Here is a 14,778-nt window from a genome sequence, read left to right on the forward strand (position 1 = left end):
ATTGCTGGAGCTGGTCATCATGATCTCCATCATTGGAGTGATTGCTGGATTGGGGGCAGCACTCCTTTCCGATGACTCCGAGTCCTCCAGTGTCGCGAAGCTTCAATCGGACGTCGCTACATTGAATCAAATGGTGGCCCTCTATGTGGCAGATGGCGGCAGTTTGGCGGGTCTTACCACCCCCCAGTCGGTGCTTGATAAAATGAAGCGCTCACGCCCGCAGTCAGAATGGCAGCAGCATGTGGGCATTGTTTCAGGCAGGCTTCTGGATGTGCGCTTGCGGGCCCTCATGACCAGCAAGCCGGACAATTCCAACAATCCTCGCGCCTTCTGGGATCGCACCAAACAACGCTTTGTCATGAGCAAGGCTTCTGGCAGTGGGGTGTCTGATTTTTATCTCGATGAATCCTTGGTCAATGCCGACTTCGGCACCGAAAAACGCACCAAGTCCCTCGTCTCTTTTAATTCAAGCAGCGGCTGGGTCTGGGGGACTTCAGTTTCAAACTCCACTCCCAACTATTTGGACCCGCCGCCTTTCTCCCCCCCTTCTCCCGCCACGGGATTCGATCCCAATGAAACTGCCAGCGATTCATCCGGTCCTCCTTCAGACTCAGGCGGGGGCAGCGGTGGAGGCAGCGGCGGCGGTGGTGGCGGCGGCGGCTCTCCGCAGCCCACGCTCGCACTTCTGCCAATTCCTATCATCACCCCTCTGGGCGGCACATTCTCGTTCACGAGCTTTCCAAACACACTCACCATCACTTCAGGTGCCCCGGCAGAGGTTTCCGTTGTCATGTACAGCATCAATGGCGGAGCCTGGCAGGAGTATGCCGGCACAAGCATTCCTGTGATTCCTGCGATGAGTCTTCAGGCATACAACCTCTCAACACGCCCTGCCGAATACGCCTCCAGTTTCACCAACACGCAGACTTACTACCGTCTCACCAGCGGCTTCAGCGGCACCGAGGAGGGCAGCTGGGGCAATGCCCTCGGCGGTTCCAATCTCGTCACCAACATTCAAAACAGCGGCACCACCTCCACCTTCAAATCCGGCAACACCAAGCTCGATCTCGGCAATGGCACCTACCTCGATGCAGGCATCGAAAACTCACTCAGTTTCACTCCGGAGACGTTTGACAAAATCACGCCAAACACCTGGTTCGATTTTGGAGCGCTGCAGGTTTTGAACGGCACCACTTTCTATAACAGCGAAGCCACCGGCGTCACCCTCACCGTCAATCTGAACCTGACCCAGCCCTCGGTCACGGCCACCACCTACATCAATCTCGGATTCGTCAGCACCGCCAACACCAGTGACCGTCTGGCCAGCGCCGACATCATTCAGCTGATCAACCCAACCACGGATTTCACCGTCACCATCGACGGGGTTCAGTACCGCCTGGAGCTTCAATGGGTGTCAAAGGACCCCACGGCCAGCGTCGTCCAGGGCAACAACCTCCTCGTCTATGAAGGCGCCAACGCCGCAGTGGAACTGCGCGCCCGCTTCACCAGCAATTTCTAAAACACCATGGAAGACATTCACGAACGCAGTCAGCTTGGTTACCGGATGCTTCACCTGTCGAAGGATTCAGGCGTCAGCGACTTCTATGTCACACCCTGGGAGGCCCTGACCTACAAGCGCAACGGCAAGCTCTTCTATGACTCCTTCATCTACCAGCCGGAGCGCCCGCTGGAGTTCACTGCAGGCTGCATCGACTACGCGCTGCAGCTCGGTCCGCGTCGTTATCGCGTCAATCGCATGGTCACACGCGGGCGTCCCCGCTGGGTGCTGCGTCTGCTGCCGGAAAGCATTCCTGACATCGCCAAGCTGATGGTCCCCCCTCCCGCCATCAAGGCGTTCTTGGAAGCCAAAAACGGCCTCTTCCTCGTCTGCGGCGCCACCGGCTCTGGTAAATCAACGACCATTGCCTCCATGATTCTTGAGCGCGCCAAACGCCGCCAGGAACACGTCCTCACCTTCGAGGACCCCATCGAATTCGTCTATCCCTCCGGCATTCCTTCGCTGGTCTCCCAGCGTGAGATCGGCACGGACGAACTCGACTTCAACAAATCCCTGCGCGCCGCCCTCCGTCAGGCGCCCGACGTGATTCTCGTGGGAGAAATTCGTGACGGCGAAACGGCGGAAATCGCCCTGCAGGCGGCGGAAACCGGCCACGTCGTCGTGGCCACCCTCCATACCTCCTCCGCCGCGCAGACGGTGCAGCGCTATCTCAAGCTCATCCCGAGTGATCGCATGGAAAACGCCATGCTCTCCTTCGCCGACTCCATTCGCGGCATTCTCTGTCAGCGCCTCCTGTTCGACGAGGCCAAGGGCAAACGCTTTCCCATTCACGAGCTCCTGCTGCCTTATGATTCCGTCTGCGGCATGATCCGCCGTGGCGAGTTCAAGAACCTCGACCAGGAGCTGGAGGCAGGTTTCACCCGCGGCATGGTCAGTTTCGAACGCTGCCTGAACATGCGCATGGCCGACGGCTGGAAGCCCTCCACCGCACGCAAGACCGGCTACACCGAACATGAGGTGTATGACTTCCTTTCCAAAGAACAACTGACCTCTATTTATGCTGTTGGATGAAATCAAATCTGTCCTGACCTTTGCCGCTTTCAAAGCCGACCCCGACGACTCTGGAGTCCCGTGGGCCAAACGCTTCGAATCACGCAAATCTCTTCTTATCAATGTCAGCCGCGGCTCGGTGAGCTGGCGTTCTGTCAATAAACGCGGACGCTTTGAGGAAAGCGGCACGCAGGAAGGAGAGCTCCCCGACGCAGCCCCGCTCAAAGGCGAAGAATGGCGTGGCATGGCGGATGGTGGCTGGTGTTCCGTTTCCGTGAACCACCGCTTCATCATCAGCCTCGAAAACAACCTCATGCGCGGGGACAACTGCGTCAGCCTGCTGCGCACCAACCCTCGTGCCGTGCTGGGTCCAAAGTATGACCGCGGCAAGCGCTACGCCATCTGCCATCATCCCGAGACCACCGCCAGCCTGCTGCTCGCCGTGGAGGAATCCCTCGTCAAAGTCACCGAGGATGTGCTCAAAACAGTTCAGCTCAAGCCGGGTCGCGTGTGCTGCGGATTGTTTGCCATGCTGGAGCACGCCATCCTCAGCATCTTTCGCGCAAGTTCCGGAGGAACCCCTTCAGACTTCGTCCTCATTGCCGCATGCGAAGGCTCACTCGCCGTGCTGGTGCAGCAGGAAGGCCAGTGGCGTGATATTCGCTGCCGCAGCGGCCTTGGCCCCGAGGCGGTGGAAACCGCCCTCCAAATCATCAGCCCCCTGCTTGCCAAGGTCCCCCAGGGCAGCCCCGTCTACTTTGTCGGCGACGGCCATGACAGCAAATTCCGCACGGAACTGATGCTGCATCTTGAGAAGGTCGGTGCCGCAGATCTGACACAGGATGATCTGCTCTGGACCATCATCGGGGAACACTAAGCCACGCACTCTTATGAACGAATATCTCTGCCATGATTTCAAATCGCCGCGCATCGACACCTCGCGCCGCCTGCCTTCGTCATTCCGTGCCATTCCCATCATCTTTTATGTGGCCCTGGTCGGCAGCGCCTACGTGATGACCATGGATTACTTCAACTACAAAAAGGCGCTCAAGCAGAAAGTGGACGCCCAGGAGCGCCAGGCGCTCAGCGAAACCCAGCGTGACTCGTTCAAAAATGAAAAGGCAGATCTCGAGTCCGAGGCCACCAAGGCCGAGAAGGTCGCTCAATGGATGGAAGGCGCGCGCAACATCCAGCCCATCGCCGTCAAGATCGCCCGTGCAGTGCAGACTGACACACGCATCACCCAGGTGGCGCTTGAACGCAGCGAACAGGTTCCCTCCAACATAGCTCTCACCATCCATCTGAACGGCTCCAAGGTCTCCATGGAGCTTGCCGCCATCGAGGCATCGCTCGGTCAGCTGCTCTACCGCTCCTTCTCACCGCAACAGACCAAGAACGGCGACGTCGTCGAATACCATTCCACCCTCGTCCGCCAGGCGGATTAACCCCTCTCACCCTTTCCTGCATGAATCCCAAGCAACTTGCCTGCGTCATCCTGCTCATGATCATCGGTGCGATGACCTACACCGCTCAGGTCATCCACAAAACGGTGGCCACGACACGGGCCGAGGCCGAGGATGCCGAAACCGCCGCCGTCACCGCAGAGAACGAACGCTCCACGGCTGAAATCGAAACAGCGGTCTTCAAATCCAACACCGAAGATTTGCGGCGTTTTCTCCGTTCCTGGCTGCCGGCCATCGAGCATGTGCAGACCCAGCAGGAGGCGGAGCAGACCATCCAGCTCAGCCTGCGCGAGCGCGGCATCAGCCTTGTGCGCTCAATCAAGACTGAATCGAAACAGTCCGTGGGCAACAAGCTCATCCCCAAATCCGTCATCACCACGCTCACCATTGAGGAAGAGTTTGCCAAGGTGCTCAACTGGCTCGGAGACATCGAACGCCGCCTGCCCACCGCACGCATGAAAGTGGTGCAGATCACCGGCGGCAGCACGGGCACACAGCTGAAGATGGATGTCTCTTTTGAAACCCCGATTTTTGATCTTGCCGCCGCAGATGCGGACAAGAAAAAGGTCGCGCCAAAGCCCAAGCCAAAAGCCACCAAATCCTAGTCCATGAACTTTGCATACAGATTGCTGCTGCCGGGCCTGATCTTCACGATCATGGCTGCTGCCTCCAGCCATGCCCAGGAAGCCACCGGCGAGGAGGCGGAAAAGCGCGTGCAATATCAGCTCGTTCTGCCGGAGGAGAAGACCCCGGAAAATGTGAAGCCTGAGGAGCACAACCCCTTTGAATCCGAAACCGAGGCCCTCAGCCGGAAATCCACCGGGGACACCGAGGAAAACCGCGTTCGCGACAAGCTTCTCAAACTTCCCGTGGTCGGCACCAAACGCATGGCGGACGGACGCATGCGCGTATTGCTGGGAGACATCATTTTGGAGACGGGCCGTATCGTCCCTCCGGTGCTGCCGGATCAGATGGTCGAGTTGCGGGTGAAAAACATCACATCGCAGTACATCGAGCTCGCCTGGCAGGAGAAGCGTCTCACCGGACTGCCGCCCAAGCTCATGACCATTCCCATCAACATCGCACCCCAGGTCCGCTATCAGATGTTTGGGCAGACCGATGCTGAATCAAAAGAGAGCAAGGGCCCCAATGCGAAGATGGAAATGCCGCTGCGCGATCCTTCAAGCAGCCCGCCTGGCCCGCCTCAAAGCCCCCCTTCATCCATGATCTCTGACGAACCCGCACCACCACGCGCGCAAGTCATCGCGGATGATCCTCAGCCCTTCTCTCCGCCCCGCTTGGTGGAGCCTCCCGCAGCCGTCCCTGTTGCCCCGCCCGCACCTGCGCCGCAGGTGACATCGATGCCCGAAAAGCCGCTGGAACCCGCTCCTACCACCCCACCTCCAGCCTCTCCCGCGGTTGAGTCCGTGGTGCGCATGCTCTTTGGCAATCCTACACCCGCACCCAAATGATCCGCCGTGTCCATCAGCACGGAGGCTTCACCTCCGTGGAACTCCTGCTGGTGCTCGCGCTTTCTGCCATGATCCTCGGCGGGGCCGTCGTCTCTTATGGCACGCTCATGCGCAGCCAGCCCAGCGTCTCCTCCATGGTGGCCGTGCCGCTGGGGATCACCCGCTCGCAGAATTTTTATGGCACCTCCAGCGCCACGGTCGATGTGGGCATGGCGCCACAATACGGCGCGCTGTCATTGGCCGAAGAACTCCGTGAACAGTTTCTGACGGACACGCTCAGCGCCACCGCCGTTTACTGCCTGCCCCGTGACGGCATGAACACTTGGAGGCCCTCGGTGATCGCTTACAATTCAACCACCGACGACGAACTCGACACCCCGCAAAAATTTCGCGCCCACATCATCGCGCATGCCGGTGTTTCAAGTTCTCTTTATCGCGACTATCGCAACCCGCTCAATGACGGAACGGTTGTCCCCCAGAACGCCAGCATCTTCGTGCTCGGCTACAGCAAATATTCCGGCTTCCTCAAGGTCAATGCCATTTACGACATCGACCTCATCCGCTTCACCGGTGCCACGGAACCCAACGGCATTCACGCTTCGGTCAAACGCTACGCTGACGCTGCATCCAGCCTGACCCCGTCCACACTGACCTACATGGGCGGTTACGATGTGTTTTTTCCACCCTCCATCCCCAGCCCCACCAGCTCCTCCCAGTGGGCCACGGATGGCTTCACTCCGCTCTTCATCACCTTTGAACGCGCCTCGCGTCTGGCCCTGCGCGAGACGCCCGCCACCATCGACCGCTTCAAACGTGCGTCTGAACGTCCGTTCTACTTCATCTGGTGGCCGGATCCCGCCGCCCGCCATCTCGGCCAGATCGCCAACACCCTGGCCACCACCGATCCGCGCCAGGCCTACAATCAAATGGCCGGGCGCTCCGCCTTCATGTTTACCGTGCCGATGTTTCCGGCGCTCTGAATCACCCTTTCATGCGCATCACCAGACATCCTCATCGCAGCACACGCGGCGCCCTCATGGCGGCGGCGCTCATGCTCATGATTGTCGGCGGCATTTTTGTGACCTCCTGGGTCACGCTCATGAGCACACGCGCCTCTCAGGTCAGTTATCTGGAAGATGTCTGCAAACGCCACATCGGCGTCGAAAGCTCACGTCTTCTCGCCTGGCAGTGCATCACCAGCAAGGCCTTTACCCCCAACAACACCCTGCCCGCCAGTCAAAACACCATGCTCGGCAGCGACATTGGCGGATTCAACACCAAGAACGGTTGGGACAATCTCAATGTGTACACCTCCAGCAGCACCGCAGGAGGCATGAATACCGTTTTCCCGTTCAATCATACCGGACTGCGCCCCGGCGCCACCTACATTGATGTGAAGCAGTTCACCCGCCCCGACGCCAGTCTCGCGGGCAACATTGATGATTACAACTCATGGGAGTTTCTCAAAACCATGCCGCCCGTTCTCAATGGGGACGTCTTCTGCATCTATCGCAAGCCCGACAGCGTCACCACAGAACTCGACGTTTACGCCAACGCCGGCTCTGGAGGCGCCGGGCATAACGCGAACTGGACGGTCCAGGGACGCACCGTCCTTCATCACCCGCCTTCCTTGTTCGTCCGCACCACGCCCAGCCCCTTGCAGCTGCCCTTTCTCACCAAATCACTCTACATCCAGTCCCACTCCACGGTTGAGCCGCCCTCCATCCCCTACCCCGTTTATGGCACTGATATGAATGGCAAGGCGCTGCTGCCATCCAACATGTCCGTGGTCCCCAGCACCACCGGCCCCGTAGACAGCACCGGTGCCAGCAACTTTCTCGGTTATCTGAATGTCGTGCGGAACAACAACAATCCAGACAACTCGCTCTGGCACTTTCAAGATCGCGAAGCCGCCGCTGGCCGCACCCCAACCATCACCATTGACGTCGCAAGCGTCTTCAACTCCGCCACCGAGGCCTACTGGATCGCCGAGCAGGCCACGCCCACCTACACCCCGCCAGGCTGGCCTTCAGGCTATGACACCAAGCTCAAGGTGCTCTTCATCAAGCTCGACAGCCAGTATCTCAAAAACATGCGCATCTATGGCGTGGTCGATCAAATCATCTTCGTTGGCCAGAGCAACGCCACCGCCTTCTCCAACGCCGCAGCCCTGAAGCCTGTCATCATCACCATCATGCCCAACGGCGCCAAAGGCCGCTGGGTGCGTGACATCCGTTTCGAGCGTGAAAACAACCGCCGCCATGTCCTCGCGTTTCAGGATGACAACGGCCGCCCCGTCGAACTCTCATGGGTCAGCAATCCCATCAGCGGCTCCGAGTTTCGCTGGCGCTGCGTCCTGGTGAACGAATACCAGAGCATCATGTTCAACATGCCCTCCAATCTGACACAAAACGTGCGCTGGATCGGCGGAGTCATGACCAACTGGACCGTCAAACGCCGCGCCGCCGGCGGCGTCAACCCCGGCCGTCTGCTGTTCACCAGCGACAGCGATCCCGCCGTCCCCGCCGCCACCAACGGCGGCCCCGCTTTCGCCACCTTTCTGCCGCGTGATGCCTGGCTTGAATCCTACTTCCTCCCCGTCGCACCGCCATGAAGCTTCACCAGCACATCCAGCGGGCGCAGCGCGCAGCCTACACCCTCATTGAGGTGCTTGCCGCCGCCTGCATCATTTCCATCGGCACCACCGCCATGGTCAGCCTCTCCTCCACGCTCATGCTGCAGGAGGAGCTCGCCAACCGGGTCGCCATCACACGCAATTATCAGGAAAACACCGTGCGGCTCTGGCAGCTCGGACTCTCGTCCGTGCAGATCACCGCGCTCATGCCATCTCTGGCACAAAACACCATCCTTCAGCAGGCCATGTTCAACAATCCGGCGCTGGTTGAAAACGGTCTCACCACCGTCAACGGCGTCGTCATGGAGACCGCCCTCTGCACCGCCATCGTGAACATCTCGCAGAATCCCGCCACGAAAGCCGCCGGAGCCTCCTTCACTCTCACTGCCTACCGCCCGCATCTCGTCACGGATCTCCGCACCCCTCCGCCATGACAGCCGCAGTTGCCATGTTGAAATCTCCCAGCCTTCAGCGCCATGCTTAAAAAAGTCAAAATCACCAACGTTCATTCCGGCAAATCCTCCGAAGCCCTGGTGGACACGGACACCGATGAAAAAGCCCTCATCGGCGCCGGAGTCGCGCAGAACGAAACCACCACGGTTCAAACCATCACCGGCGTTGATGAAAAGCTTCACCGTCTGACCAGTCCGAAGGCCAACACCGATGACAGTGCCGCCTTTTTCTCAGGTCTCGGCCGCTGTCTTGAGCGCAACATCTCGCTCACCAAATCGCTGCTGCTCCAGACCAACCGCGTCAAATCCTCGACCTACAAAGGCATGATCGCCGAGGTCGTTCACGCCATCTCCGTGGGCGACAAATTCAGCGATGCCATCGCCAAGTTTCCCAAACTGTTTCCAGATGACATGCTCTCCCTCATCCTCGCGGGTGAAGAAGCCGGTCAGCTCTCCAAGGTCTGCAAACGCATCGCCGTCTCGCAGAAAAAATCCTCCAAGGTCATCAAGAAGCTCAAGGGCGGGCTCATCTATCCCGCCGTGGTTATCGTCCTCGGCGTGGGCGTCGTCATCGTCATGAGTTTCACGCTCGTGCCTGCCATGGCCAAGCTCTTCACTTCGTTCAAGACCGATCTCCCCATGGGCACCAAGGTGCTCATCGCTCTTTCCGATCTCTTTCTTCACCGCCCTTATCTGGCCATCTTGCCCTTCATCGGTCTGTACGTCTTCTTCTCCAACTGGGGCAAAATAGCCGCCTTGCGGCCCATGCAGGATCTCTTTCTCAAGATCCCCGTCGTCGGAGTCCTGGTGCGCAAATCCGCCGCCGCCACCGGCTTCCGCACCCTGGCCATGCTCACCGAATCGAACGTGCGTCTCAGCAGCGCGCTCGACATCACCGCCCAGGCCAGCTGGCACTACCATTACAAGGAGCTGTTCGTCCGCCTGCGCGAGCACATCGCCGTCGGCCGCACGCTGCATGAAGCCTTCCTCATGGAGTCTCACTGGCTTGGGCCTGATGCCCGCAATCTCTGCGGTCTCATCGAACTCGCCTCCGAAACCGGCTCCGGCACCGAAATGCTTTCCGAAATCGCCGACGACTACGAGGAGGATCTCGACAACCTCGCCGCCACTCTCGACAAGATGATCGAACCGCTCACGATGTTGATTCTCGGCGTCATGGTCGGCTTCCTCATCTACGCCATCTACGGCCCCATGTTCAGCCTCGGCGACGTTATCTTGAAGAAGAAGTAGTCACTGACCCCGGTGCTCCGCTCACGAGCGGAGCGCCAATTTTATTCTTCGAGCAGCTCGGCCCACTCCTGCATGTGCCTCTCCCACGTCATCGGGAGCACAGTCTCCCGTGCAGCGGTGGAAAGCGACTGCCAGGTTGTGGCATCAAAGGCCAGCGCCTCCTGAATGCGGGCAGCGAGTTCCCGGGCCTGTTGCGGATGGTAGAGCATGAGTCCGTTCTCGCCGTTGCGCACGTGATCGACCGCCCCATCCATGACAGAGATGATTCCCGGCAGCCCACATGCCATGCTTTGCAATACGGTGTTTGAAAACGCATCATACTGCGTGGGATGCACAAACCAGTCCGCCGACTGGTAAAGTTCCACCAGGTTGCTCGTCACCGGCACAATGCGAATGCGTGAGGCGATGCCCAGACGCTTGATCTTGTCTCGCATGACGGGACTCAGGCTCTTGCCCACGATCCAGAGCGTGGCGTCAATTTGAGCCATCGCCTCCAGCAAAGGCTCCAGTCCGCGGCGACGATGGCTGAGCGAAACAAACAGCAGCACGGGCTTCGTTGCATCCGTTTGCAGCTTGCGGCAGTAAATTTCACGAGTGTTGGCGCGATTCTCCGCCGGTCGAAAGAGCTGCGTTTCCACCGGTGGCGAAAGCATGCGGAAGCTTTCGCCATCGGTCCCATAAACACCCTGCAGCTGCGCCGCCACACGGGCGGAGCTGGAGACAAACTTCGCAGTCCCCTTTCCTGCATAAAGCCGGCGCTCAAGGTGCAGTTCATACAGATGCTTCACGCTGTAGCGCTGCCAGAGCGGCAGCAGATTGCCATAGAGCCGATGACACCCAGTGCCATTGCGGTGCACGTCCTGCAACGTGGTGCGCCCAAAACCGATGCTGAGATCCACACCTGCCGCCTTAGCTGCACGCGGAGCGACGCGGTTGAAGTACCACATGCGTGCGGTGGCCGAACCACGCAGGCGGGGAAGCAGTTCCCAGCGGCCGGGCAGGAGGGCACCGATCTCGGGGGTGGTCAGAGAGGTGATGTAGGTCAGCTCATGGCCGGCGGAGGCGAGGCGTTTGGCAAATTCGATGAGGAAGTTCTCCACACCGGAGCCGCGGATGATCTGAGGATGGATGAGAGCCAATTTCATCCGTTTGCTATTTCCTGCCCTCCGCTGCGCTTTCATACATCCGGCTGTAGCGATCAAAGGTGAAGAAGGCGGTGGCGGCGGCGATCCACAGGCCTGGGAAGCCATCCAAAAAGCCCAGTTTTAGAAAATAGGCGCGAGTGAAGCGCCAGCAGGGACGGAACAAGGTGTGCAGGAGTGACCAGCGTTTGCCTTTGCTTGCCTGGGTTTGCAAAAAGACGCTGGAATACTGCACGTGTTTCACCAAGTAGTGCTGGATGTTCTTGAAGGAGTAATGCAGGAGGTCTCCTTTCAGCGTGGTGCAGGGTCCTGCCACTTCCAGCCGCTCATGCACCTGTCCGCCTCCATCTGCGGCCCATTGACTTTTCGTGCGTCGAAAGAGGCGTATTTTCCGATCCGGGTACCAGTCGCCGTGATGAATCCAGCGGCCCATGAACCAGACGAGGCGGGACATCCAGGCGCCGTCGAAGCGTTGGTTGTCGCCATTGGCGAAGAAAGCTTGTATCGAATTCCGCAATTCGGGGGTGAGTTCTTCGTCACAGTCGAGCGCCAGAACCCATTCCTGGGAGCACAGGGTGAGGCAGTGGTTTTTTTGGGCGGTGTAACCGAGCCAGTCTTGGTGAATGAATTTGGCGCCGAACTCGGCGGCGATTTCGGCGGTGCGGTCGGTGGAGCCGGAATCGACGATGACGATTTCCTGAGCCAGATCTCCGAGGCTGGCGAGACAGCGGCGCAGGTTGGCCTCTTCATTAAGGGAGATGATGGAAATCGAAAGCGGCAGGCGGGTCATGCGGTGGGCGACTTTCGCGAATCCACCGCCGGTGCCAAGCACGGAATCAAACGACCCGGAGGGAAACGGCGGCATTGTGACCGCCCATGCCGGAGGCGAGTTTGATCACGCGGTCGCCTGTTGAGAGCTGGAGGGGGGAGTCGATCAAGGGCAGGCCGCAGGCGGGTGGGGTGAGGCCGGGGAGTGTGGCGGGGAGCCAGTGGTCGGCCATGCAGGCGGCAAGGAGGGCCACGTCCAGCAGGCCGCTGGCGCCGAGGGTATGGCCGGTTTGGGGCTTGAGAGGGAGAAGAGGGACTTTGCGGCCATCCAATGCACGCAGGAGGGCGGGAGGTTCGACGCGGGCGTGGTTGAGGGTGCCGGTGGCGTGGGGGCAGATGGCGACGACTTTGTCTGGAGCACCTGATTGGAGGGCTGTGCGGATGCAGGATTCGATGCCGCCGCCATCATCGGGGATCATGAGGGTGTCGTAGGCGTCGCTGTTGGCGGAGTAATGTTCGAGGCGGCAAAGTCCTTTGGCATCGCGTTCCAGGGTGACGGCCACGGCGGCTTCGGCTGGGAAGAAGCCGCTGGTCTGGAGGGAGAACGGATCGTTGACACCGTTGGTGGATAGGAGGCCGGTGTCTTGGAAATCTTGCAGCAGTGCGGTGACGAGAGGCAGATCCACGGCCACGACGAGGGCACGTGGGGCCACGCCACTGGCCACGGCCATCCAGGCCATGCCGAGGGCATCGAGGCCGGAGGAGCAGCCGTTGGAGATCATCTGCCAGGGTCCGTGAATGCCGAGCTCGATGCTGACAGCGGCAGGTATTTCACAGTGCATGGTGTTGCTGGCACTGAACTTGCGGAGGGGTCTGCGCCATGCATTCACCCCCAGTATTTCTCCTGCGTTGCCGCGACTGCTGGCACCGTACAGCCAGGTCTGGCGGATCTGCTCAGGAGTCCAGCCTGCGCGGCGCATGGCAGCGGCGGCTACTTTCACGGCTGCATTGCTGGCTGCGCCATAGCGACGGCCTTTCACGAGATCGCGTGAAGGAAATGCGCCCACGGGCAGAGAAGCAAAGCCCGCGCCTGGCACGCATGCGGACAGGGACAGACCGCCGCGCCGCTCACGCAGCGAGTGCAGGCACTCCTCCGTCCGCAAGCCAAGAACACAGGCCGTCTCCGCGGCTGTGATGAACACATTTTCCATCATGATACGATACAGCCCCAAAACCACCCCGGCGCAACCCAAGTCATTGAAACCTTTACACCAACCTGACAAAAAATAAGCAAGCCGAAGATTGACACTCAAGTTAATAACCAGCTATATTTTAGACCTCATGTTAAGGCAAATCATAGGACAACCCGAAGGGCACAAGGAAGACAGGCGTTCTGAGGTACACGCACCGGCTCCTGCAGCCGAACGCGCACCCATTCTCTCCACCGCATCCGCTCCTGCTGCACAACCCCAACGCTCACATCAATCTCCCGTCATGACCACCAGTAAAAACGTTCTCGCCAACGACGTCGAAATCAAAGGTTCCATCAAGTTTTCCCACGACCTCATCATCGACGGCAAGATCGAAGGCGAAGTCATTTCCGACGGCAGCCTGACCGTGGGTGAAAACGCCCTGATCAAAGGCGAAGTCAAAACCCGTTCCGTCATCATTTTCGGCAAAGTCGAAGGCAACATCACCGTTGCAGAGCGCTGCGAACTCAAGAGCAACGCGATCCTGGTCGGTGACATCGCCGCAGGCACCCTTGCCATCGAAGAAGGCGCCACCTTCATGGGTCAGTCCCAGGTCGGTAAAAAGGCAGAAACCAAGCCTGCCTTCGGCGGCGCTCCTAAACAATCTTAACTCCTACCTGAGTGTTCGGACGGTTCTTCGGCACGAAGACCAGCATCCTTCCCACACCACCTAAGAATCAAATCGAAGTGGTGTGCCCTTCTTGTGGCGCGGCTCAGTATGAGCCGCGCCTCGTTGTTTCCACCTTTTGTAAAAAATGCGGGGTCCACCTGACCGTGGAAAAGCGCCGTGTGATTGCATCGGCGGTGACGCGATCAGGCGTGGGCATGAACGATTCCTGGGAGAAAGTCCCGGAAGCGGCCAGCCCTGCGGTCAAAGGACCGGAAGCCAAACCTGCTGCACCCCCCCCACCTCCTGAGCCCGCGCCGACGGCTGCGGATGGGTTTGGTGCGTTTTTGCAGAGTCAGAATCTGCCACCGCCTGCGGATGCCCCGGCGGCTGCGGAGGCCGAGGCCCCTGCTCCTGCCCCTGCTTCGATTGAAGCATCCGCCCCCACATCTGCAGCCGCGCCTGTGAGTGTTGCTGAGGATTCCATGCCGACGGCCGCGCGCCGGCCGCAGTCCAATTCCCCGCCCCCCACGCCCGCCCCTGCGCCGCAAACGGCGACCTCTCTGCAGAAGATGAAGGAGCAGGGCATGTACCGGAACCAGTATTTCAAAGACGCGGAGTGCTTTGACTGCGGGCATAAGTTTAAAACTGGTCGCTCCGCCAAGTCGGCTAACTGCCCGGCCTGCGGCGCCTACATCTCCTTGGAAGATGTGGAGATCAACATGACCTCCACGCAGCCGATCAAGACGCGCGGCAATGTTCTCATACGCAAACGCGGCAGGCTTTCGGCCAGCAGCGTGCAGTGCCGGGACCTTGAGTGCCATGGCATCATCGAGGCGAATGTCACTTGCTCAGGTGACGCGACTTTTCGTACGACGGGCAGCATCATTGGTGAAATTCACTGCCAGCGCTTTGTGGTGGAGAAAGGTGCGGATGTGGCTTTCCTCAATTCGGTGCATGCCACGGATGTGGAGATTCAGGCACGTCTCACGGGGACGATCTACAGCACGGGTCCGGTGCTGATTGGCAGCAACGGCTCCATCAATGGCGATGTGACTGCGCGGTCGGTTTCGATCGAACCGGGTGGTGAACTGAATGGTGCGATGAACATTGTGCGCGGCAAGCAGATTACTCTTTCGCCTCCGACAGTGCCGCCGCCTGTGGCCTGA

15 protein-coding genes are annotated in these 14,778 nt (G+C 59.5%); 12 read left to right on the plus strand and 3 right to left on the minus strand.

Annotation, left to right across the window (positions count from 1 at the left end; all coding sequences use genetic code 11):
- Positions 1–19: 19 nt before the first annotated feature.
- Genes AC3RLQ_RS07415 through AC3RLQ_RS07460 form a run of 10 tightly spaced genes read left to right on the plus strand, consistent with a single transcriptional unit; the run spans position 20 to position 9,842 of the window.
- Positions 20–1,519: a choice-of-anchor K domain-containing protein gene (locus AC3RLQ_RS07415; RefSeq protein ID WP_493035765.1), complete on the plus strand. Its 1,500-nt coding sequence runs from the start codon at positions 20–22 to the stop codon at positions 1,517–1,519.
- Between the two features lie 6 nt (positions 1,520–1,525).
- The gene (locus AC3RLQ_RS07420; RefSeq protein ID WP_422320712.1) at positions 1,526–2,590 is read left to right on the plus strand and encodes a type IV pilus twitching motility protein PilT; all 1,065 of its coding nucleotides are present in this window, start codon (positions 1,526–1,528) and stop codon (positions 2,588–2,590) included.
- Positions 2,577–3,446, plus strand: coding sequence for a hypothetical protein (locus AC3RLQ_RS07425; protein WP_493035767.1), 870 nt, complete (start codon positions 2,577–2,579; stop codon positions 3,444–3,446). The genes AC3RLQ_RS07420 and AC3RLQ_RS07425 overlap by 14 nt, the downstream gene beginning before the upstream one ends.
- A gap of 13 nt (positions 3,447–3,459) precedes the next feature.
- Positions 3,460–4,014: a hypothetical protein gene (locus tag AC3RLQ_RS07430; RefSeq protein WP_493035769.1), complete on the plus strand. Its 555-nt coding sequence runs from the start codon at positions 3,460–3,462 to the stop codon at positions 4,012–4,014.
- Between the two features lie 20 nt (positions 4,015–4,034).
- On the plus strand, positions 4,035–4,637 hold the full coding sequence (locus AC3RLQ_RS07435; RefSeq protein WP_493035771.1) for a hypothetical protein: 603 nt from the start codon (positions 4,035–4,037) through the stop codon (positions 4,635–4,637).
- Between the two features lie 3 nt (positions 4,638–4,640).
- Complete coding sequence (locus tag AC3RLQ_RS07440) at positions 4,641–5,504, plus strand: hypothetical protein (RefSeq protein WP_493035773.1); 864 nt, start codon at positions 4,641–4,643, stop codon at positions 5,502–5,504.
- Positions 5,501–6,484 carry a PulJ/GspJ family protein gene (locus AC3RLQ_RS07445; protein ID WP_493035775.1) on the plus strand — a complete coding sequence of 328 codons (984 nt, stop codon included), beginning with the start codon at positions 5,501–5,503 and terminating at the stop codon, positions 6,482–6,484. Before AC3RLQ_RS07440 ends, AC3RLQ_RS07445 begins: the two co-directional genes overlap by 4 nt.
- A gap of 11 nt (positions 6,485–6,495) precedes the next feature.
- Complete coding sequence (locus AC3RLQ_RS07450) at positions 6,496–8,118, plus strand: hypothetical protein (RefSeq protein WP_493035776.1); 1,623 nt, start codon at positions 6,496–6,498, stop codon at positions 8,116–8,118.
- Positions 8,115–8,573 (plus strand): hypothetical protein, encoded by a 459-nt coding sequence (locus tag AC3RLQ_RS07455; RefSeq protein ID WP_493035778.1) that lies wholly within the window; start codon positions 8,115–8,117, stop codon positions 8,571–8,573. The genes AC3RLQ_RS07450 and AC3RLQ_RS07455 overlap by 4 nt, the downstream gene beginning before the upstream one ends.
- A 42-nt stretch (positions 8,574–8,615) precedes the next feature.
- A complete protein-coding gene (locus AC3RLQ_RS07460; RefSeq protein ID WP_493035780.1) occupies positions 8,616–9,842 on the plus strand; it encodes a type II secretion system F family protein in 1,227 nt (408 codons plus the stop codon).
- Positions 9,843–9,883: 41 nt separating this feature from the next.
- Here the strand turns inward: AC3RLQ_RS07460 and AC3RLQ_RS07465 are convergent, their stop codons facing one another.
- From AC3RLQ_RS07465 to AC3RLQ_RS07475, 3 genes are read right to left on the minus strand one after another with little or no spacing between them, the layout of a single operon-like run.
- The gene (locus tag AC3RLQ_RS07465) at positions 9,884–10,987 is read right to left on the minus strand and encodes a glycosyltransferase family 4 protein (protein ID WP_493035782.1); all 1,104 of its coding nucleotides are present in this window, start codon (positions 10,985–10,987) and stop codon (positions 9,884–9,886) included.
- Between the two features lie 7 nt (positions 10,988–10,994).
- Positions 10,995–11,849: a glycosyltransferase family 2 protein gene (locus AC3RLQ_RS07470; RefSeq protein ID WP_493035784.1), complete on the minus strand. Its 855-nt coding sequence runs from the start codon at positions 11,847–11,849 to the stop codon at positions 10,995–10,997.
- On the minus strand, positions 11,821–12,966 hold the full coding sequence (locus AC3RLQ_RS07475; RefSeq protein WP_493035786.1) for a beta-ketoacyl synthase N-terminal-like domain-containing protein: 1,146 nt from the start codon (positions 12,964–12,966) through the stop codon (positions 11,821–11,823). The genes AC3RLQ_RS07470 and AC3RLQ_RS07475 overlap by 29 nt, the downstream gene beginning before the upstream one ends.
- 280 nt (positions 12,967–13,246) lie before the next feature.
- On the opposite strand from AC3RLQ_RS07475, the gene AC3RLQ_RS07480 reads away from it, so the two are divergent.
- Positions 13,247–13,612 carry a bactofilin family protein gene (locus AC3RLQ_RS07480; protein WP_397382798.1) on the plus strand — a complete coding sequence of 122 codons (366 nt, stop codon included), beginning with the start codon at positions 13,247–13,249 and terminating at the stop codon, positions 13,610–13,612.
- A 215-nt stretch (positions 13,613–13,827) separates the two neighbouring features.
- Positions 13,828–14,778 carry a polymer-forming cytoskeletal protein gene (locus AC3RLQ_RS07485; RefSeq protein WP_493035789.1) on the plus strand — a complete coding sequence of 317 codons (951 nt, stop codon included), beginning with the start codon at positions 13,828–13,830 and terminating at the stop codon, positions 14,776–14,778.

It is taken from the genome of Prosthecobacter sp. GW821-HT29F12 (assembly GCF_058803405.1).

Coding starts and splice junctions, on each gene's coding strand:
- AC3RLQ_RS07415 (WP_493035765.1), top strand. CDS start 20: ATGATCTCCATCATTGGAGTGATTGCTGGATTGGGGGCAGCACTCCTT.
- AC3RLQ_RS07420 (WP_422320712.1), top strand. CDS start 1,526: ATGGAAGACATTCACGAACGCAGTCAGCTTGGTTACCGGATGCTTCAC.
- AC3RLQ_RS07425 (WP_493035767.1), top strand. CDS start 2,577: ATGCTGTTGGATGAAATCAAATCTGTCCTGACCTTTGCCGCTTTCAAA.
- AC3RLQ_RS07430 (WP_493035769.1), top strand. CDS start 3,460: ATGAACGAATATCTCTGCCATGATTTCAAATCGCCGCGCATCGACACC.
- AC3RLQ_RS07435 (WP_493035771.1), top strand. CDS start 4,035: ATGAATCCCAAGCAACTTGCCTGCGTCATCCTGCTCATGATCATCGGT.
- AC3RLQ_RS07440 (WP_493035773.1), top strand. CDS start 4,641: ATGAACTTTGCATACAGATTGCTGCTGCCGGGCCTGATCTTCACGATC.
- AC3RLQ_RS07445 (WP_493035775.1), top strand. CDS start 5,501: ATGATCCGCCGTGTCCATCAGCACGGAGGCTTCACCTCCGTGGAACTC.
- AC3RLQ_RS07450 (WP_493035776.1), top strand. CDS start 6,496: ATGCGCATCACCAGACATCCTCATCGCAGCACACGCGGCGCCCTCATG.
- AC3RLQ_RS07455 (WP_493035778.1), top strand. CDS start 8,115: ATGAAGCTTCACCAGCACATCCAGCGGGCGCAGCGCGCAGCCTACACC.
- AC3RLQ_RS07460 (WP_493035780.1), top strand. CDS start 8,616: ATGCTTAAAAAAGTCAAAATCACCAACGTTCATTCCGGCAAATCCTCC.
- AC3RLQ_RS07465 (WP_493035782.1), bottom strand. CDS start 10,987: ATGAAATTGGCTCTCATCCATCCTCAGATCATCCGCGGCTCCGGTGTG.
- AC3RLQ_RS07470 (WP_493035784.1), bottom strand. CDS start 11,849: ATGCCGCCGTTTCCCTCCGGGTCGTTTGATTCCGTGCTTGGCACCGGC.
- AC3RLQ_RS07475 (WP_493035786.1), bottom strand. CDS start 12,966: ATGATGGAAAATGTGTTCATCACAGCCGCGGAGACGGCCTGTGTTCTT.
- AC3RLQ_RS07480 (WP_397382798.1), top strand. CDS start 13,247: ATGACCACCAGTAAAAACGTTCTCGCCAACGACGTCGAAATCAAAGGT.
- AC3RLQ_RS07485 (WP_493035789.1), top strand. CDS start 13,828: ATGAACGATTCCTGGGAGAAAGTCCCGGAAGCGGCCAGCCCTGCGGTC.